The sequence below is a fragment of the Saccharopolyspora spinosa NRRL 18395 genome, assembly GCF_000194155.1.
GTDB lineage: Bacteria > Actinomycetota > Actinomycetes > Mycobacteriales > Pseudonocardiaceae > Saccharopolyspora > Saccharopolyspora spinosa.
In genome coordinates, this window is record NZ_GL877880.1 from 170641 (window position 1) to 189351 (window position 18711).

Sequence of the window (18711 nt, forward strand, 5' to 3'; positions counted from 1 at the left end):
TAAGGATGAGGATCGGGCGGCGGTGTATGGGGATGCGGCCTACGGTGCGGGCGAGTTGCTGGAACGGCTGGACGAGACCGACATCCACAATGGACTGAAGGTGCAGCCGCCGGCGGCGGTGAAAGGTCATTTCCCGAAGGACCGCTTCGACATCGACCTCGATGCGCAGACCGTGACCTGCCCGCCGGGCACACCGCGCCCATCCGCGCCCGCGAGCGTCACGCCGGAGCGGCCAGCTTCGGCGCCGCCTGCGCGGCCTGCCCACTGGCCGCACAGTGCACCACCGCGAAGACCGGCCGCACGATCACCGTCAGTGCCCACGAGGCCGCGCTGCAAGCCGGGCGGGCGCGTCAAACCGACCCCGCCTGGCGGGCCGACTACCGCGCCACCCGCCCCAAAGTCGAACGCAAAATCGCTCATCTCATCCCCCCCCGCCACGGCGGGCGCCGGGCCCGCGTCCGAGGACTGCTGAAAACAGCCGCCGACTTTTCACTGCTGGCCGCCGCGGTCAACCTCGCACGCCTCGGCATCCTCGGGATCGCCCGCACGGCGACCGGATGCCCCCCCCCCCCCGCCTGACCAGGCCCCAGCGGGCCCGCCAAGACACGCACGAGCCCCCCGGTCAGGGCATACCGGCAACGATCACGCCCGAGTCCCGCCACACCGCCGAACCCGATCGATGAGAACCCGCGACCACACCGACCCGCTCAACAAACACAGAACAGATCAAGCCCCCACAAACCCCCGTTCGACACCAGCCACCTATAGGACTGGACGTCTTCGGTATCGACCTGTCACCGGTGCTGATCGACCTTGCCCGCAAGACATACCCCGATCTGCGATTCGACGTCGGTTCGATGGACGCACTGGACCTCCCCGACGACAAACTGGACGGGATCGTGTCCTGGTACTCCGTCATCCACGCCCCACCACAGGACCTGCCCTCCTACCTCACCGAGTTCCAGCGAGTACTCGCACCTGGCGGACACCTCTTGCTCGCCTTCTTCGAAGCAGAGGACGGACCGGTCACCGCGTTCGACCACAAGGTCACGACCGCCTACCGATGGCCGATCGACGACCTCGCAGGACTAGCAAGCGAAGCCGGATTCATCGAAACCGGCCGGATGCTACGCCAACCACGCGAGAACGAACGACACCGCCGAGGCCACCTCCTCATGCGCCTCGGCGAGCGACTCGGTTGATCGCCTTCCCGGTGAAGGATTGGGCGTACGGCCGCAACGGTCGCAGTGCCGTGGAAGATGCGCGCCCGTTTGTCGAAGCGCGCGGCCAAGCCCTCGACGACATTGACCGTTCGCTCGACTTCGTTGCAGCGCTGGTAAATCGCCCGCTCGAAGCCGGTCCGCCAGCCGCCCGCGCTGCCGCGGCGCTGGCGGTTGGCCTGCCTGAATCTTCAGTCCACACAGGACTGTTATCGCAGGCTCTTCGCCCGGAAGACCGTGTCGTGGGCGTGGTGAGTGCCGGGCAGCGGCGGGACGGTTCGCGGGCGGGTTTCGTCGACCAGGACGGCCCAGTCGTCGTCGAGGAGACCGGCGATCTCGTGCGGGTGGTAGTAGTCGCTCGGGTCGAAACCGTGGACGGTGCCCGGCCGGAGGTCGCCAGGATCGTGGCCGACAAACAGGAACGTGCCGCCCGGGGCGACGGCGGCCAGCAACCCGCGCGCAGCGGTGTGATCGGGCTCGTTCAGGAGTGGGGAAATACTGGGCCGACACCAGGTCGAACGCGGCGGCGGGCGGCGCAGTGACGCTCAGGCCCGCGCGCGTCCAGGCGTTTCCGACCGTCGGCGAGCGCATCGACGAGGCGGGCACGGAACTTTATTCGCTCGCGCTGGAGACCAACGACACCGAGTTGGCTGAGTCGATCGCGGCGTTGGCCAGCGTGCGGGACGAGATCGACCAGGCGTGGCAGATCTGCCGGAAGGTGCGGATGCGTGCGCGGACTATCCCAAAGCATTGGTGCGGCAGAGCTCAGCGCTCAAGCTCCCAGTGGAGGGCGTTCCGGTGGTCAGCCGTGGCATGTGGCAGCGAAGGACGGATCCCAGTACCCGCCGGAGGCCGGGCCTGTGGTCGATGTCCTGCCTCGACGGGTACGACGGGATGAAGAGGAAAGAACTGTCGGTTATGTAGATGGCCACTTTAGCCCTTACATGCACGGGCCGGTGCGATCCGGCTACGCGGGCGAGAAGTGGTTGACTGCCCGCCCACTTCAACCGGGAGACCTCGCCATGCCAGAGCTGGAGATCGATGCCCTCGTGTTCGACGTGCTCGGCACGCTCGTCGACGAACCCGCTGGCATCCGCGCCGGCCTCCGCGAACTCGACCCGTCGCTCGACGATCCCAGGATCGAGCAGCTCCTGTTGCTGTGGCAGCAGCACATCGACCGCGAGCAGCGTCGCATCCTAGGCGGTGCCCGGCCCTACGTCACCAGCGACGACCTCGACCGGGAAGCCGCCCGGATCGTCGCCGACACCGCCGGAGTCGACGACCCGACAGCGGTAGCGGCGCTGGCCACGTCAGCTCGCCAACTCCCGCCGTGGCCCGACACCGTGGCTGGGCTCGCCCGACTCGCGAAACGGTTCCCGCTGATCGGACTCTCCAACGCGAGCCGGACCGCGCTGCTGGGACTCAACGCCCACGCGGGACTGCGCTGGCACCAAGCCCTGTCCGCCGAAGACACCCGGACCTACAAGCCGGACCCGGCGGTCTACCAGCTGGCCGTCACCGTCTCCGGACGACCCCCGGAGCGGCTGCTGATGGTCGCCGCCCACGCCTGGGACCTGCGCGCTGCGCAAGCCCTCGGCCTGCGCACCGCCTACGTCGCCCGCCCCGTCGGCGACCCGCCCAACCGCTCGGACCGGTTCGACCTGCACGCCGACGGCCTGACCGACCTGACCGACCAACTCGACAAGGCCTAGCGAGCAACCGGCAACCCGATTCCCCGCCCACCAGGGCGGGTCGTGGCTGTCCGCGCGGAGCCCAGCTCGCACAAGCGCCGCTTGTCGTTCCGATGATCGTCAGATGCCTTGTCGTGCGCTGGACGCGCGATTGCTACCCGCTACCTGCGCGGAGAGCTCTTCAACCTGCTCGATTGAGCGTGCCCGGTTTCGGGTACCGCTTTGACAACGAGAACGGCACCGACCTGCACGAGAAGCGCGGGCGCCTGCCGTGCCGATTTCCCTCGTGGCGTAACCGATTCCCGGCACGCGGCGGTCGACCTACCGTGGCTGCATGCGCTCACCAATCACCGGCATGGCCGCTGGCGTGCCGTTCACCGCTCTACCACCGGTCGGCAACGGCCCCGCGCCGCTGATCGTCACCTGGCACATGCTGGACGCGCCGAGGTCGGACGCCGCGTTCGCTGCCGCGCTGCCGATGAACGACCTGCCCGCGTGGCGGGTGCACCTCGGCATGCCGATGTGCGGCGCGCGCATGGTCGACGGCAGCATGGCCGCCGGCTTGGAGCTGATCCGCAAGGACGTCCTGATGTCCGCTCTGCACCCGTTCGTCCAGCAGGCGTCGGAGGAGTTCCCGGCCGCACTGGCGTCGATCCGTGCACAGCTGCCGGTCGATGACGGCCCGATCGGCGTGCTCGGCGGCTCGCTGGGCGGGGCCGTCGCGCTGCGGATCCTCGCCGGCACCGAGATACCGGTCTTCGCCGGCGCCATCGTGAACGCCGCCATCCGGATGCGGTCCGTCGTGGACCTGTTCCCAGGCGACTACCCGTATGACGCCGAGTCCGAGAAAACCGTCGACAGCTTGGACTTCGTCGCCGCGGCGGGCACCATCGCCGGTCGGGCGCCGCTGCTGGTCGTCAGCGGCGAGCTGGATCACCCGGCGCTGCGGGCCGACGCGTTGGATCTCGTCGACGCGTTGGGCGAACGGTCCGAACTGCTGTCGATCCCCGGGCTGGCCCACCCGCTCGCCGACGAGCCCGGCATCGAGCCCGCACCACAGCTGCCACTGGCCCGCGAGGTGGACGCCGGCCTGACCACGTGGTTCCGACGCCACCTCGCGGATGCAGGTAGGCGGAGCCGGTGACCTGCTTGGTCGCGACGTCCAACCGTGAGCTGCGCCCGCGCAGCAAGTCGGGCTGAGCCCTCGCGGCGGCGCGGTGCGCATCAGCCGTGAAACCCGCAAAACGCCCTGTAAGGTCTCAAACCTCGCGACATCTTGATCTCGTTTGAACTGCGTGTTTGTTGTTTTCTCACCGGTCGACAGGTCAAGGTCAGTCTCAGTTTCGTGGCATTTCTTCGGAAGCGGGCCAAGCGGTGTCGACCGCTGCGTCGGGCTCACTCCTCCCAAACCGGCACGAGGGGCAGGCCGCGGGCGGCACGCTCGTGGTCGACTGCGCGTTGGATCAGCTCCGTCTTGCGCTTGGTGTAGGCGAGTCCGTTTTCTTCCTCGGCAGCGACGCGCCGCTTCAGCTCTCCGTACTCGGCCGCCACCTCCGGATGCATCCGCAGGTGGTCGCGGAACAGCCGCTCGTTACGAGTGCCCCAGGTGTTGGCGGTAACGATATGCAGGTGGTGGCTGCGCCGCCCGAGGTCAGTGTTCCGGTAGTAGAAAAGCCGCTCGGGCATCGCGGTCTCCTGTGGCCGGTAGCCCAGCCGCTCCAACACGGCTTCCCGGTCGGCAGTAACGTCGGCCAGCCGCGTAACCGACGCCATCAAATCGATCACCGGCTTGGCTGCCAGCCCCGGTACGGAGGTGCCGCCCACGTGCTCGACGTTCAGGAACAGCCCGGGCAGTGCGGCGATCAGCTCCGCACTAGCCCGGGCTCCCTGTTCGGGCCAGGAAGCGTCGTACTCCGCTATATCAATGGCCATCTGCGCATTTTAAGAGCCGCGCCGCAACTGCTGGTCAAGTTGTAGATGATCTTGCCCGGTTCGCCGCTCATGTGGGGGGCCGGGCCTTCTTTTCCGGGGCGGCTCATGCACGTGGTACAACGCCGAGTGCAGGCGCTCATTGTTGCACCACCCGCCCTCCAGACGGCCTCAGCTCGCTCGACCCCGGCGAAGTCACGTCAGGGACCTTGCGTTCGATCAACTCGGCCTTGAACATGCCGTTGAGGCCCCGGTCATAGCTGATACAACCCCCAGTTTCTTCAGAAAGACGCCACTGGGGTGCCGAAAAGGCCTTCATCGGGCGTGATGCCCAGGCCAGGACCTTGCGGTCGCTTGATATGGCCGCCTTCGATGCGGATCCCGTTTTCCTGATCGTAATGACCTTCGATGTGGGGGGCCGCCAACCAGACGCCTTCGAACAGCTCAGGTGCCACCGTCGCGCCGATATGGGTGCAGGCGGCGGCGATGATGTCTCCGCCCCAGGAATCGTCGCAGGTATGCGGCAGGTTCCGTGCCGCACAGATGTCGCGGAACGCGCGCATCGGATGCAGCCCGCCGATCCGGGTGACCTTCATGCTGAAGCCATCGACCAGTCCGGTGCCGGCGGCGGTGATCGCCGTATTCAGGCTGGTGCCGTTTTCGTCCATGTAGATGCCGTGGCTGACCTGCGAGCGGATCTTCTGCAGGTCCTCGATGGTGTTGCAGGGCTGTTCCATGACGAAGGGGACGTCAGGGCATTCCCGGCTGAGCCGCAGCGCATCGCGAGTGGTCAGGCTGCGGTTGCCATCCACCGCCAGACGCACCCCCGACCCGCGGGTGACCTCCCAGACCTTGCGGATGGTCTCGATGTCTTCCTCGACAGGCCGTCCGCCGATCTTGACTTGCAGGCGCGGGTATCCCTCGGCACGTTTTTCCGCTGCGACGCGGGCGGTTTCATCCGGCGGGCCGACAATGGTGGAGTAGTAGGACGGCACGCGATCGGTCATCGCGCCACCAAGTAGGTCGGACACGCTTACGCCGAGATGCTTGCCCAGAAGGTCATGGGCGGCGATGTCGATGGCGGCCTTGGCGTAGTTGTGGCCATTGAGCAGACCGTCCATGCGCCGGTGCAACGGTACCGGCAGCACCTCGGCGCCGCTCAGCCCCGGCGCCATTTCGCTCAGTGCCGCCACGGCCCCGGCGGGGTGGGATTCGGCATAGGTGGGGCCGACCGGGCAGGTCTCGCCCCAGCCGACAAGCCCGTTATCGGCCACCAGCTTGACCAGCGTCGTGGACAGAAACCGGACCTCTGAATGGGACATCTTGTAGGGGCCGTTATGGACCGGCAGACCGTGCCGATAGATGTGGATTTCAGCGATCCTCATTGTCCGACCTCCGGAATGGTGAGCACGAGCTTGCCCGTGAACGTCTTGCTGAGAAATTCTTCCAGTGCCCGGCCGATCGCCTTCGGCGGGAAGACCTTGGCGACGCAAGCCCGGATCTCTCCCGCCTCGACGTGCGAGACCAGGTTCCCGAAGACCTCGTCCTCCTGAAAGGTGCAATCCAGCAGAGTCAGGTCTTTGAGGTAGCGCGTCCGCAGTCGATCTGCGCGATCGGCCCGGCGATTCGCCCCGGCCTCACGTAGCGCCCGCCTCGGCGCAGGATGCCGAGGAAGGCGGGCCATTGCTCGCCCCCCACCCACACAAACGAGGTCAACCACGACGTCGTTCGAGGCTTCGCCGAGCGCCGCGACCAGTTCGGCACTGCGGTCGACAACGTGGTCGGCGCCCCTGAGTGTGCGCCTCTCATCGGCCTTGGCGGAGGAGGAGGAGAGCGTGATGACGGTCGCGCCGCGCCGGTTGGCAAGCTGGACGACGGCCGATCCCACGCCTCCCGAGGCGCCGGTGATTGCGTGTGGGCCAGGACGTGTTGCGTGATGGCAGCGTCCTTGTGGCCGGTCACACCGCAACACTGGCACCAAGGCTGTGGCTCGTGAACAGACAGCGATCGACGTTCACTCGATCTAGCGGTGAAATGTTGATCTTGTGCGACCTGCGGTGTTCTCCGCGGTCAGACCGCGGACGGACGTCACTGGTCTGGAACGTTGCTGTCGTCAGCGGGCGAGCCTTGCGCGGGCCTGTTCGGTAAGTGGTGCGAAGAAGTTGACCAGGTTGCCGTCGGGGTCGCGGAACAGCAGGGAGCGGTTTCCCCACGGCATCGTGGTCGGCTTCTGCACGATCTCGGGGACGACAGCTAGCCTCGTCAGCCGTTCGTACTCCCGGTCGACGTCCTCGACGAGGAACTCGAAGATCGCGGTCCGGTTCGACTCGGGTACGGCCGCCCCGGCGCTGAACAGCGCCATCGTCTCGGCACTGCCGATTGCCAAGGTGCACGACGAGCCCACGAGCTCAGCGAACTGCTCGGCGAGCCACCGCGACTCAAAGCCGGTCGCCTGTTCGTAGAACTTGACAAGGCGGGCGACGTCGCTGCTGATGACGCGGACAGAGACAAACTGCACGGTGGATCCCTTTCTGCACTGGAGGACGGCTCTGACTCGCCCTCCGAGGACACCGGACACGCTAGAGGCAATAGTCGACAGGATCCGCCCGGTATTGGGAGCATCTTGCGTGTGACTCGGCCGATCGCCCGTGTACTGGCCTTGCTGGAGATCCTCCAGAGCATGACCTGCGGGTTTCGAGTTGTCTCACTTCGACGTCACCCAAGCTCAGTCTCAGCTTTACCGCGCTTCTTCATCGGTAGCGCGCTTGGCCGCGACTGCGTTCCCGGCGAGCGTTCAGATCCGTACATCGAGCAAAGCTTGGAATAGCAGTCATTTCAGGAACGTCACTGTCTCGGCGAGGGGAGGTCGAGATTGGTAGCGGTGCGCCGGAGCAGAGTGTGCAATGCACGAATCGACGGTCTGCTCTGTACCGCGTCGTAGACATCCACGTGATCAGCTTCTCCTGAGCCGGTCGGCTTGATCCTCCAGCAGTGAACGCACGAACTCCAGGTGCGCAGGCAGCGCCCGATCCCATACGGTTCGCGCTCCTGAGTCGTGAAACTGGAACGAAAGTCGCCAACAGCACGCCACTTTGCACATCAGATTTGAGACCCTGCGCCCGGACTACTCCTGGGCCATGTCGACGAAGCGGCTGTAGTGCAACTGGTGGGCGACGGTGATCGTGGCCGTCGGACCGGCACGGTGCTTGGCCAGGATCAGGTCCGCCTCGCCCATCCGTGGGTCGTCCCGCTCGAACGCGTCCGGCCGGTGGATCAGGATCACCATGTCGGCGTCCTGTTCCAGCGAACCACTCTCACGCAGGTCCGACAGCTGCGGCCGCTTGTCCGTTCGCTGTTCCGGGCCTCGGTTCAGCTGGGAGATCGCGATCAGCGGGACTTCGAGTTCCTTCGCCAGCAGCTTGAGGTTTCGGGAGAACTCCGAGACCTCCTGCTGGCGGGACTCGACACGCTTGCCGGACGTCATCAGCTGCATGTAGTCCAGGACGATCAGCTGGATGTCGTGGCGCTGCTTCAGCCGCCGCGCCTTCGCGCGGATCTCCATCATCGTCAGGTTCGGCGAGTCGTCGACGAACAGCGGCGCCTCGCTGATCTCGCTCATCCGCCGCGCCAGCCGCGTCCAGTCGTCGTCGGTCATCCGACCGCCGCGCATGTCGCCAAGCCGGATCCGGGCCTCCGCGGAGAGCATGCGCATGACGATCTCCGTGCGCCCCATCTCCAGCGAGAAGATGACGCTCCCAAGCCCATGTTTCACCGACACTGACCTGGCAATATCCAGTCCCAGTGTGGAGTTGTGGGTGGGAATCATCGAGTGCCCGGCCAGGTAGAGGTGATCTGGTGCGTCGACCTCGACGCACCGTACTGGCACGCTCGATACGGGGCGCACGTCGATGATGTAGCGCACGCTGGTGCGCTGGGTATTGCTGGCGGTACGCCGCTGCTGGTGGGCCAGGTTCTTGCGGTCGAGCCGGAATACTTCGTCTTCGGTTGTGAAGTTCAGTCGGTAGAAGGTTGAGGTTTCCTCACTGCGGCCACGTACCCGCTTGGTGGTGAGGGAGCACCTGTAACCGAGGCTGACGATGAGCTCACGGACGTCCAGCGCGAGACGTTCGTTTGTCACGCCGAAGGAAACCGAACCGGCGTGTTCAACGGTTCCGTCAGCGTCGAGCAAACCCGCGAGCAAGGCACGTCGCTGTTGCTCGGAGGCACGCAAGTACTCGGTGGGGATGTGTTTTTTTCCCAACACGCCGAGCGTGCGCAAGCATGCGGCGAAAGTTCCGTGCCGGTCCTGGCAGTCCTGGCAACGTGGGCTGATGCCTCGTGCCGGATTGTCACAGTCAATGCAGGTCAGCGGCGGTGGCTCGGTGCCGCGAGATCGTGCTTTCCGCGCGCAGGTGTAGGAGCACGCCCGGACGCTGAAGTAGCGGGGGGAGAAGATCGTGCCACAAACGAAGCACTCTCGGATGCGGGGCGGTTCGGGCATCCTCATCGAGTAACTAGTTCGTCCACGTTGGTCTGCTTCGAGACCTTCGTTGCCGATGTTGGCCAGGACCTGCGGGTCTGCGGAGGTGACCGGCGTACCGTTCGCATGTCCGTCGCCAAGCCAAGCGCCCAACATGTACGGCGGCACTGGGAGATCGGCGTGAGGTAGATCCAGGGGGGCGGCGTTGGGGACCGCGTAGTTCAGGCGTCCGTCTGAGCAACGGAGGCGCTTGTGGATCTCCTCAGTAGTGGCGATCTCGCTGTGCTGGATCGTCGTCGACGCGTTCGAAGGCCGAGTGATCCACTGGTCCAGCCGGTCGGGGAACCTCTGTTTGGAGAACGCGGCGATGCACCGGGTTCCGCTGCGTTTCGGCCTGGAGAAGGGATGGAAGGCTTTCTCGCCGTCCCACACCTTGGTGACGATGCGGTGCATCGTGTTGGCAAACTCGTCGCCTGGGGCGTGTGCTTCCTGGGAACTGATGAACTGGTCTTGCTCCGTCATCGAGTGCTTGTAGGAGGCTTTTACTCGATCGATTGACTCCTGCGACCAGTACAGCGAAGTTTTCGTTTCCGTGATCTGGCGGCGGTGGGCTCGTGTTGTGACCTTCCACTGATGTTCTGCGTCCGCGACGACCACAGACCCGTCGGAAAACACCACTTCGTAGCAGGGCCGGTTTTGCATGACGTCGGTAGTCGCGACCACCTTCGTCGGGTTGCCGTCTGCGCCGATCAGGTAGTCGCCGACCCCGACCTGGCCCATCGTCGTCCAGCCGCCCGGGGTGGGCAGCGGCGTGTCCAGCCCCAACGCCTTTCCAACACCGGGACGCGCCGCAATGATGATCATCTGGCCGGGGTGGAGGCCGTTGGTCAGGGCGTCGAGGTCGGCGAATCCCGTCGGGATGCCCTGAGACTCCCCGCCGCGGGAGGCGATGGCGTCGATCTCGTCCATCGTCGGCTGGAGGAGCTCTTCGAGGACGTGGTAGTCCTCGCTGGCCCGGCGTTCCGTCACGTCGTAGATCGCGGACTGGGCCCGGTCGACGACCTCTTCGACCGCCGCACCCTCGGAGCCGTGGTAGCCGAGCTGCACGATCCGGGTGCCCGCCTCCACCAGGCGGCGCAGGATCGCCTTCTCCGAGACGATCTCCGCGTAGTAGCCGGCGTTCGCGGCCGTGGGTACCGTGGCGATCAGGGTGTGCAGGTACGGCGCGCCGCCGACCTTGAGCAGCTCCTGGCGGCGCTCCAGCTCGGCCGACACGGTGATGGCGTCCGCCGGTTCGCCGCGGCCGTAGAGATCGAGGACGCAGTCGTAGATCGCCTGGTGCGCCGGCCGGTAGAAGTCGTTGGGGCTGAGCACCTCGACGACGTCCGCGATGGCGTCCTTGCTCAGCATCATGCCGCCGAGCACGGACTGCTCCGCGGCGAGGTCCTGCGGGGGCTGCCGCTCGAAGGTTCCGCCGCTGGACCCGCCGTCGTCGGCGAAGTACGGATCCACCCGCTCGTCGGGCACCGCCACCGGACCCGTCACCTCCTCCGGCGCCAAGACGATCACACGTGGTCGGCGCGACCGCCCGCGCGCGAAGCTAGATCGCCCGCTCGGAGCAAGCAAATCAAGCTGTGGACAAAGCTCGGGACAACCTGTGGATAGATTGAATCGAGCTGGGGATAACTCGCGTCAGCCTTCCGCGCGGCTGGGGACAACTTGGGGACAAGTGGGCATGATCGACAACAAACCCCAGGTCAACCGCTGTGCGCAGGCTGTGGAAGAAATCCGTGGAAAAGTCCCGGTGTGTCGCGCTCGTCGGCGTGTCGGAAATGGCGTGACTCGGCCACCACCATGACCGCCGGGCACGCACCGGACGCAGCATCGTCCACCCGTCACACGAATGTCGGAGTGGACGATGCCGCGTTGTGGAAACCGGTACTACCGGGTCACTGCTCGCTAGCGACCTGGACGCTGACGTTGGCCGTCACGTCCGGGTGCAGCTGCACGTCGACGACGTGCTTGCCCAGCGACTTGATGTGGCCGCGCAGCGAGACCGAACGCTTGTCCAGGCTCGGGCCACCGGCCTTGCGCACCGCGGTGACGACGTCGCCGCTGGTGATCGAGCCGAACAGCTTGCCCTGCGAGGACACCTTCGCGGTCAGTGTGACCGAGCCCAGGTCCTTCAGCTGCTGCTTGAGCTCGTGGGCGTGCTCCAGGTTGCGCACCCGGCGGTTCTCCTGCACGCGGCGGATCGTTTCGATCTGCTTCTGCGCGCCCTTGGTGGCCACGATGGCCAGGCTGCGGGGCAGCAGGTAGTTGCGCGCGTAACCGTCCTTGACCTCGACGATGTCGCCAGACTCGCCGAGACCGGTCACGTCAGCGGTGAGGATGATCTTCACGACGTGTCTCCTTCCGGATCAGCGAGCGGTCGAGGTGTAGGGCAGCAGAGCCATCTCGCGGGCGTTCTTCACCGCAATGGCGACGTCGCGCTGGTGCTGGCTGCAGTTGCCGGTCACGCGACGGGCACGGATCTAGCAGCGTCGTGTCCTTGTAGTCGATCTGCGCCGCCTTGTCCTTGCAGAACACGCAGACCTTCTTCTTCGGCTTGCGCACGGGCGCCTTGGCCATCGGTCTTCCTCCTGAACGAAAACTTCGTAAGCGTTGCTGCGCCGTTTAGAACGGCGGCTCGTCGCTGAACCCACCACCGGAACCGGCGGGCGGCGCGGAACCCCACGGGTCGTCGGCCGGGGGACCGGACGGGCCCCCGCCACCGCTGAAGCCACTGCCGCCGCGGCTGACCTTGTTCACCTTGGCGGTCGCGTAGCGCAGGGACGGCCCGATCTCGTCGACCTCGAGTTCGACGACGGTGCGCTTCTCGCCTTCCTTCGTCTCGAAGGAACGCTGCCGCAGCCTGCCCTGCACGACGACCCGCATGCCGCGGGTCAGCGACTCGGCCACGTTCTCCGCGGCCTGCCGCCAGATGTTGCAGCGCAGGAACAGGGCCTCGCCGTCCTTCCACTCGCCGGTCTGGCGGTCGAAGGTCCGGGGCGTGGAGGCCACCGTGAAGTTCGCGACTGCGGCACCGGACGGGGTGAAGCGCAGCTCCGGATCAGCGGTCAGGTTGCCGACCACCGTGATTACCGTTTCACCAGCCATGACCTGGGACTCCAGTCTGGTCGTTAGCGGAATCTAGCCGGTCAGGCGGACGCCTGAGCGGCGCGGGCCTTGGCGGCGCGCGCGGCCTTGCGGGGCTCGACGATCTTGCGGATGACCTTCGTCCGCAGGATCGACTCGTTGAGGTTCAGCTGCCGGTCCAGTTCCTTGATGGTGGCCGGCTCGCTGTTGAGGTCCAGGACGACGTAGATGCCCTCGGCGTTCTTCTCGATCTCGAACGAGAGACGCCGGCGGCCCCAGACGTCGACCTTCTCGACGGTGCCACCGTCGTTGCGGACAACGTTGAGGAAGTTCTCCAAGGACGGAGCGACGGTGCGCTCGTCCAGGCTCGGGTCCAGGATGACCATGAGCTCGTAGTGACGCATGAAGACCATTCACCTCCTGTGGACTCACGGCCACGGGCTCTCCGTGGCAGGAGGGTCGTTCGCGTCGACGAACTGGACAAGGCTAGCAAGCGGCACCGACGGCACCGGCATCACCCCTGCTCCGGCACCCGCCGCTCGTGGTTCCGTATTTCCGCTGAAATCGAAGGTCCGATTTACATTCAAGTTGCGGGACCGGGACCGGGACCGGGTGGGATGGTCGCCGCAGCCAGGGGGTCAGTTGCGGCGGAGGACCCAGCTTCGGGCGAGGGCCGCCGTGACCACCGCCAGCGAGATCGCCGCGAGCAGCACCGGGGCCGCGACCCGCTCGGTCACCTCGGTCGGCAGCGCCTCCGCCTTGCCCGCGGCGCGGATCTCCTCCTGCTGCTCGCGGGTCTTCTGCTGATCCTGGGCCCGCTGCTTCGCCAGGTCGCCGACTTTCGGGGTCAGGCCGGGGACCTGACCGTAGCTGGTCTCGGCCCACGGCAGCGATCCTCCCTGGAGGTCCCACAGGCTGGGCGGCAGGACACTGATCGCGCCCGGCACCCCGCTGCTGGGGGTCAGGGTCGGTGCCGGCGTCGTGACGACCGGTGGCGTCGTGACGACCGGTGGCGGCGTGGTCGGGCTCGGCAGCTGCGTCGCGCTGGGTTTGGGCGTCGGTGTCGGCTTCGCCTTCTCGGGGGTCGGCTGCTCGGACGACAGTGGCGGCTGTTCCTCCGGGCGCTTCGCCTTGACCGTGAGGGCGTTGCCGAGGCTGACCAGGTTGGTGAAGTGCCAGGTCACCGCGTCGACCTGGTCGGCGGGCAGGCCGATCTCGGCGAGCCGCGGCGCGGCAGCCTTGGCGATGTCCTTGCCGGAATAGAAGGTGTGGCCCTCGGGCGCGGCGCCGAGCGAGATCGGCGCGAGCTCCTTGAAACGTTCCGCAGCGTCGGCGGCCTGGCCTAAGGCCAGCGGCATGGCGAGCAGCACGGCTTCGCGGACCTTGAAGTCCAGCGTCGATGGCGCGATGGTGATCTGCTGCCCTGGTTCCGCCTCGACCGTCGCCAGGGGCTGGTCGACGAGCAGCGGATCGGCGGCGTTCGCGATTCCCGCGCCGAGGAAGGTGCTGGCGGTGATGACGAGGCCCACGAGTCCGGCGGACACGGTCCGGCCGAGCACGTTCGACCGGTACTGCGGATTGGGTTTCCCCCGTGCGCCCATCTCTCGCCTCCCCAAGGCAGTGCGAATCCCGATCACTCTCTCAAGATTAATAACGCGCGCACACCGCCGTTGGTGACGTCCGGCCGGCGAAAGGAACGAGTTCTCGCGCTGCGGGATCGGGGTGGGCGATCCGCTGGTCAAGCCGACGGGAGGCGAACCCGCCCGCCGCCTAGACTTCGGGTATGCGTATCGGCGCCCACGTTCGCGATGATGACCCGTTGGCCGCCGCCGCCGAGCGCGGCGCGGAGGTCGTGCAGTTCTTCCTGTCGGACCCGCAGGGCTGGAAGGCCCCGAAGCCGCACCCGCAGGCCGAGCAGTTGCGAGACAGCGACGTGGCGGTGTTCATCCACGCGCCGTACGTCATCAACGTGGCTTCGCTGAACAACCGGATCCGGATTCCGTCCCGCAAGGCGGTGGGGCAGCAGGCCAAGGCGGCGGCCGCGGTGGGCGCGCAGGGCCTGATCGTGCACGGCGGGCACGTGACGAAGGACGACGAGCCGGCCGAGGGCGTGTCGAACTGGCGCAAACTGTTCGAGCGGCAGGCCACGGAGGGCGGCTTCGAGGTGCCGATCCTGATCGAGAACACCGCCGGCGGGGCGAATGCGATGGCTCGGCGGTTCGACGCGCTGGCGCGGCTGTGGGATGCGGTCGGCGAGTTCGGGGCGGGGTTCTGCCTGGACACCTGCCACGCGCACGCGGCGGGCGAGGAGCTGCTGGACGTCGTGGACCGGGTGAAGGCGATCACCGGGCGGATCGACCTGGTGCACCTCAACGATTCGCGGGACGAGTTCGGATCGTCGCGGGACCGGCACGCGAACATCGGCGCGGGCAACATCGACCCGGACCTGCTGGTCGCGGTGTGCGCGAACGCGGGGGCGCCGGTGGTGGTGGAGACCCCGGACGAGGGCCAGGCCGACGACATCGCGTTCCTCCGCAGCAAGGTCGCCTGAACACATTGACTTCTCCGGGTGAGGGGCACCCTTGGGCGGCTATGGCACTCAAGGGTGCCCCTCACCCCGGTATCGAACGGGTGGAGTGATCGGCATCAGCGCTAGGACGACCCGCGGGTTGACGATCTCCGGTTTGGTCGCGCTGTGCATGTTCACCGCGTTGGCGTTGGCGTTGGGCTACGCGAACAAGGCGCGCTGCACCGGCCCGCTCTACGACGAGTGGGGGCGTTCGGAGCCCGCCTACCAGGAGCGGGCCTACGGCGATGTGTGCTACTCGGACATCCAGAACCTGTGGATCGGCCGGGACATCGATCGGCACGTCTTCCCCTACGTGAACGGGGGGATCGCGGCCGACGGGACGTTGTACGGCGGGGTGGTCGAGTACCCGGTGCTGACCGGGGTGCTGATCTGGTTGGGCGCGATGTTCGCCCACACGGACGCGGGTTTCCTGGCCGCGTCGGCGTTGTTGATGACGCCGTTCGGGTTGGCCGTCGCGTGGTGGTTGGGCAGGTTGAGCGGCTGGCGGGCGTTGTTGTGGGCGCTCAGCCCGCCGCTGGTGCTTTATGCCTTCCACAACTGGGATTTGCCTGTCGTGGCGTGCGCGGCCGGCGCGGTGTTCGTCGTGCATCGGTGGACGTCGGCGTCGTTGCGCCGTCGCGCGACGGCGGCCGCGGTGTTGTTCGGCCTGGGTTTCGCGCTGAAGTTGTATCCGGCGCTTTTCGTGCTGCCGTTGGCGTTGTACGTGCTGACCGAGGGCCGGGGCGAGGCGCGGCGGTTCGACGTGCGCGGCGCGTTGCAGGTCGTGGGGGCGGCGGTCGGGACGGCGGTGCTGGCGAACCTGCCGTTCATGTTGGCCGGGTTCGGCGGTTGGCTGGCGTCGTTCGACTTCCAGTCGCGCCGGCAGGTGGACATCAGCACGAACTCGGTCTGGTACTGGGGCTTTCGGCACTGGACCGACTCCGAGGGCTTCCAGTCGGCGATGGGTGTGGTGTCGCCGCTGCTGATCTTGTTGTCGTTCGCGGTCGCCTGCGCGGTGGGTTGGTTGCGGTACGAGCGTGCCGGGACCTATCCGTGGATCCAGGTGTCGGCGGCGATGCTGTGCGGTTTCCTGCTGCTGCACAAGGTGCATTCGCCGCAGTACACGTTGTGGCTGCTGCCGTTCTTCGTGCTGGTGTCGGTGCGTTGGGGCTGGATCGTGGCGTACCTGGTGGCGGACGTGGCGATGGGCATCAGCATCTTCCGCTGGTTCTACCTGAACATGTCGGGTCTGCCCGGCGGCATCCACGACGGTTTCACCGCGCAGGCGTTGATGATCGGGGTTTGGGGTCGGGCGGCGCTGCTGGTCGGCCTGTTCGTGGCGTTCCTCGCCGCCCGTTCCACTGTGGACGATCTCGGCCCCGGTGGACCGAGCGGCGCAGCACGTGCGCTGCCGGACCTCGCCGACCACGACGTTCCAATCAGTACGCCCGGCAACGGTGATCAGCGAGGTCGAAGCCGGTGGGCTAGGTGACGGGTCGTTCACCGGGATGCAGCTGATCAACGGCGTTCTCGACGGACGCAAGGGCGCTTTCGCGATCGAGGAGCGCGGCTAACTTCGGCGACGACGGGTCGATCCACGCCACGTTCGAGGTGGTGCCGGGTTCGGCCACCGGCGAGCTGGCCGGGCTGCGCGGCAAGGGCCGCTACACGGCCAGCAGCGGCGAGCCGCGGTGCCCTACACCTTCGAGTACGACCTGGGCTGATGCGTGGGTGGCGGCGATTTCGGGCGCAATCGCCGCCACCCACGGACGTCAGAAGACGGACTCGTCGAGGTCCATCAGGGAGTTGTCCGCCGCCTCGACGATCTTGCGGCGACCGGTGAGCTCCGGCAGCACGTTCTTGGCGAAGAACCGGGCCGCCGCCACCTTGCCCCGGTAGAACGGCTGGTCCTTGGCCGACGCGCCCGCGTCCAGCGCAGCGAGGGCGACCTCGGCCTGCCGCAGCAGCAGCCAGCCGACCAGCTCAGCAGGAACGACACGGCGTGCTGGCCGACCTTGTAGATGTTCTCGACGTCCTCCTGCGAAGAGGTCAGGAACTCGATCAGCGTGCCGAGCATGCCCTGGGCGTCCTGCAGCGCGCGGGCCACCAGCGCGCGCTCCTCCTTGAGCCGCTCGTCGGCGCCCTCGGCCTCCAGCGTCGCCTGGATCTCCGCGGCGACGTGGCCGACGGCCGCGCCGTTGTTGCGGACGATCTTGCGGAAGAAGAAGTCCTGGGCCTGGATCGCGGTGGTGCCCTCGTACAGGCTGTCGATCTTGGAGTCCCGGATGTACTGCTCGATCGGGTAGTCCTGCAGGAAGCCGGAGCCGCCCAGGGTCTGCAGCGACAGGGTCAGCATCTCGTAGGCGCGCTCCGAACCGACGCCCTTGACGATGGGCAGCAGCAGGTCGTTGACCTGCTCGGCGGTGCTGAAGTCGGTGCCGTCCTGCTGGCCCTGCGCCACCTGGTCCTGGAAGCTCGCGGTGTACAGGTACACCGCGCGCAGCCCCTCCGCGTAGGCCTTCTGCAGCATCAGGATGCGGCGCACGTCCGGGTGGTGGGTGATGGTCACCCGCGGCGCGGCCTTGTCTGCTGCCTTGGTCAGATCGGCGCCCTGCACGCGCTCCTTGGCGTAGTCGAGCGCGTTGAGGTAGCCGGTGGAGAGGGTGCCGATGGCCTTGGTGCCGACCATCATCCGGGCGTACTCGATGACCTGGAACATCTGCGCGATGCCGTCGTGCACCTCGCCGAGCAGCCAGCCCTGGGCCGGGGTGCCGTGCTGGCCGAAGGTCAGCTCGCAGGTGGCCGAGGCGTTCAGGCCCATCTTGTGCTCGACGTTCGTGACGAAGGCACCGTTGCGCTCGCCGGGCTCACCGGTTTCGGGGTCGAAGTGGAACTTCGGCACCAGGAACAGGCTCAGGCCCTTGGTGCCGGGCTTGGACTCGATGCCGGGCCCCTCGGGGCGGGCCAGCACCAGGTGCATGATGTTCTCGGTCATGTCCTGGTCGGCGGAGGTGATGAACCGCTTCACGCCGTCCAGGTGCCAGGAGCCGTCCTCCTGTTTGATGGCCTTGGTGCGTCCGGCGCCGACGTCGGAGCCCGCGTCCGGCTCGGTGAGCACCATTGTGGAGCCCCAGTAGCGCTCGATCATCAACTGGGCCCAGCGGCGCTGCTCCTCGGTGCCGTTGCGCCAGAGGATCGTCGCGGAGCTAGGGCCCGACATGTACATGTAGATCGCCGGGTTCGCGCCGAGCATGAGTTCGGCGGCCGACCAGATGACGCTGGGCGGGGTGCCGTAGCCACCGAGCTCGTCCGGCAGGCTCAGCCGCCACCACTCGCCGTCCACCACCTGCTGGTACGACTTCTTGAAGGCCTCGGGCAGGGTTACCGAGTGGGTGGCCGGGTCGAACTTGGCGGGGGTGCGGTCGCCTTCGACGAAGGAGTCGGCCAGCGGGCCGGTCGCCAGCTCGTTGAGCTCGGCGAGTACGCCCCGCACGGTGTCCTCGTCGGACTGCTCGAAGGCACCCTTGCCCAGGCGCTCCTGCACCTTGAAGACCTCGAAGAGGTTGAATTCGAGGTCGCGGACGTTGCTCTTGTAGTGGCCCATCGAAAGGCTCCCTCTTGCGCGCTTCTGCGGGGCGGGCCCGACTCGGCTCTTACTCGTCGGTAACAAAAGGATATTACCTG

Annotated in this window: 15 protein-coding genes and 4 pseudogenes; 7 read left to right on the forward strand and 12 right to left on the reverse strand. The window is 66.9% G+C overall.

Going from position 1 to position 18711, the window contains the following annotated elements; all coding sequences use genetic code 11:
- Window positions 1-264: 264 nt before the first annotated feature.
- The gene (locus tag SSPN_RS52420) at window positions 265-579 is read left to right on the forward strand and encodes a transposase (RefSeq protein WP_237710830.1); all 315 of its coding nucleotides are present in this window, start codon (window positions 265-267) and stop codon (window positions 577-579) included.
- A gap of 173 nt (window positions 580-752) precedes the next feature.
- Window positions 753-1202, forward strand: a pseudogene (locus tag SSPN_RS46760) (class I SAM-dependent methyltransferase); the annotation flags it as partial.
- A 227-nt stretch (window positions 1203-1429) separates the two neighbouring features.
- Here the strand turns inward: SSPN_RS46760 and SSPN_RS49485 are convergent.
- A complete protein-coding gene (locus SSPN_RS49485) occupies window positions 1430-1672 on the reverse strand; it encodes a hypothetical protein (protein WP_010312854.1) in 243 nt (80 codons plus the stop codon).
- Window positions 1673-2242: 570 nt separating this feature from the next.
- On the opposite strand from SSPN_RS49485, the gene SSPN_RS0131455 reads away from it, so the two are divergent.
- Both SSPN_RS0131455 and SSPN_RS0131460 read left to right on the forward strand, forming a co-directional pair.
- Window positions 2243-2932 carry a haloacid dehalogenase type II gene (locus SSPN_RS0131455; RefSeq protein WP_010312856.1) on the forward strand — a complete coding sequence of 230 codons (690 nt, stop codon included), beginning with the start codon at window positions 2243-2245 and terminating at the stop codon, window positions 2930-2932.
- Between the two features lie 313 nt (window positions 2933-3245).
- On the forward strand, window positions 3246-4055 hold the full coding sequence (locus SSPN_RS0131460; RefSeq protein ID WP_029535914.1) for an alpha/beta hydrolase family protein: 810 nt from the start codon (window positions 3246-3248) through the stop codon (window positions 4053-4055).
- 251 nt (window positions 4056-4306) lie between these two features.
- Here the strand turns inward: SSPN_RS0131460 and SSPN_RS0131465 are convergent, their stop codons facing one another.
- From SSPN_RS0131465 to SSPN_RS0131510, 10 genes and pseudogenes are all read right to left on the reverse strand, one after another.
- Window positions 4307-4843: a GrpB family protein gene (locus SSPN_RS0131465; RefSeq protein WP_010312859.1), complete on the reverse strand. Its 537-nt coding sequence runs from the start codon at window positions 4841-4843 to the stop codon at window positions 4307-4309.
- 278 nt (window positions 4844-5121) lie between these two features.
- On the reverse strand, window positions 5122-6225 hold the full coding sequence (locus SSPN_RS0131470; RefSeq protein ID WP_010312866.1) for a mandelate racemase/muconate lactonizing enzyme family protein: 1104 nt from the start codon (window positions 6223-6225) through the stop codon (window positions 5122-5124).
- Window positions 6222-6818, reverse strand: coding sequence for a zinc-binding dehydrogenase (locus SSPN_RS46770; RefSeq protein ID WP_337466385.1), 597 nt, complete (start codon window positions 6816-6818; stop codon window positions 6222-6224). The genes SSPN_RS0131470 and SSPN_RS46770 overlap by 4 nt, the downstream gene beginning before the upstream one ends.
- A 135-nt stretch (window positions 6819-6953) precedes the next feature.
- Window positions 6954-7358: a VOC family protein gene (locus SSPN_RS0131480; RefSeq protein ID WP_010312870.1), complete on the reverse strand. Its 405-nt coding sequence runs from the start codon at window positions 7356-7358 to the stop codon at window positions 6954-6956.
- Between the two features lie 606 nt (window positions 7359-7964).
- Window positions 7965-10847, reverse strand: coding sequence for a replicative DNA helicase (gene dnaB, locus SSPN_RS0131485; protein WP_394378955.1), 2883 nt, complete (start codon window positions 10845-10847; stop codon window positions 7965-7967).
- Between the two features lie 422 nt (window positions 10848-11269).
- Window positions 11270-11722 carry a 50S ribosomal protein L9 gene (gene rplI, locus SSPN_RS0131490; RefSeq protein ID WP_010312873.1) on the reverse strand — a complete coding sequence of 151 codons (453 nt, stop codon included), beginning with the start codon at window positions 11720-11722 and terminating at the stop codon, window positions 11270-11272.
- 18 nt (window positions 11723-11740) lie between these two features.
- Window positions 11741-11951, reverse strand: a pseudogene (rpsR, locus tag SSPN_RS46775) (30S ribosomal protein S18).
- 45 nt (window positions 11952-11996) lie between these two features.
- Entirely contained in the window at window positions 11997-12479 is a 483-nt protein-coding gene (locus SSPN_RS0131500) for a single-stranded DNA-binding protein (protein WP_010312875.1), read from the reverse strand.
- A gap of 41 nt (window positions 12480-12520) precedes the next feature.
- Window positions 12521-12871, reverse strand: coding sequence for a 30S ribosomal protein S6 (gene rpsF / locus SSPN_RS0131505; protein ID WP_010312877.1), 351 nt, complete (start codon window positions 12869-12871; stop codon window positions 12521-12523).
- Window positions 12872-13096: 225 nt separating this feature from the next.
- On the reverse strand, window positions 13097-14059 hold the full coding sequence (locus SSPN_RS0131510; protein ID WP_010312880.1) for a hypothetical protein: 963 nt from the start codon (window positions 14057-14059) through the stop codon (window positions 13097-13099).
- A 182-nt stretch (window positions 14060-14241) separates the two neighbouring features.
- Here SSPN_RS0131510 and SSPN_RS0131515 point away from each other — a divergent pair, with 182 nt between their 5' ends.
- From SSPN_RS0131515 to SSPN_RS63065, 3 genes and pseudogenes are all read left to right on the forward strand, one after another.
- Window positions 14242-15009, forward strand: coding sequence for a deoxyribonuclease IV (locus tag SSPN_RS0131515; protein ID WP_029535918.1), 768 nt, complete (start codon window positions 14242-14244; stop codon window positions 15007-15009).
- 148 nt (window positions 15010-15157) lie between these two features.
- Entirely contained in the window at window positions 15158-16519 is a 1362-nt protein-coding gene (locus SSPN_RS46780; protein ID WP_049887705.1) for a glycosyltransferase family 87 protein, read from the forward strand.
- 101 nt (window positions 16520-16620) lie between these two features.
- Window positions 16621-16698: pseudogene (locus SSPN_RS63065) on the forward strand (DUF3224 domain-containing protein); the annotation flags it as partial.
- Window positions 16699-16799: 101 nt separating this feature from the next.
- Here SSPN_RS63065 and SSPN_RS46790 read toward each other — a convergent pair.
- Window positions 16800-18631: pseudogene (locus tag SSPN_RS46790) on the reverse strand (acyl-CoA dehydrogenase).
- Window positions 18632-18711: the final 80 nt, after the last annotated feature.

Bases quoted from the DNA above. Each gene is read 5' to 3' on its own strand.
- SSPN_RS46780 (WP_049887705.1), top strand. From the start codon at position 15,158: ATGTTCACCGCGTTGGCGTTGGCGTTGGGCTACGCGAACAAGGCGCGC.
- SSPN_RS0131470 (WP_010312866.1), bottom strand. From the start codon at position 6,225: ATGAGGATCGCTGAAATCCACATCTATCGGCACGGTCTGCCGGTCCAT.
- SSPN_RS0131465 (WP_010312859.1), bottom strand. From the start codon at position 4,843: ATGGCCATTGATATAGCGGAGTACGACGCTTCCTGGCCCGAACAGGGA.
- SSPN_RS0131500 (WP_010312875.1), bottom strand. From the start codon at position 12,479: ATGGCTGGTGAAACGGTAATCACGGTGGTCGGCAACCTGACCGCTGAT.
- SSPN_RS0131460 (WP_029535914.1), top strand. From the start codon at position 3,246: ATGCGCTCACCAATCACCGGCATGGCCGCTGGCGTGCCGTTCACCGCT.
- SSPN_RS0131515 (WP_029535918.1), top strand. From the start codon at position 14,242: ATGCGTATCGGCGCCCACGTTCGCGATGATGACCCGTTGGCCGCCGCC.
- SSPN_RS0131510 (WP_010312880.1), bottom strand. From the start codon at position 14,059: ATGGGCGCACGGGGGAAACCCAATCCGCAGTACCGGTCGAACGTGCTC.
- SSPN_RS0131455 (WP_010312856.1), top strand. From the start codon at position 2,243: ATGCCAGAGCTGGAGATCGATGCCCTCGTGTTCGACGTGCTCGGCACG.
- rpsF (WP_010312877.1), bottom strand. From the start codon at position 12,871: ATGGTCTTCATGCGTCACTACGAGCTCATGGTCATCCTGGACCCGAGC.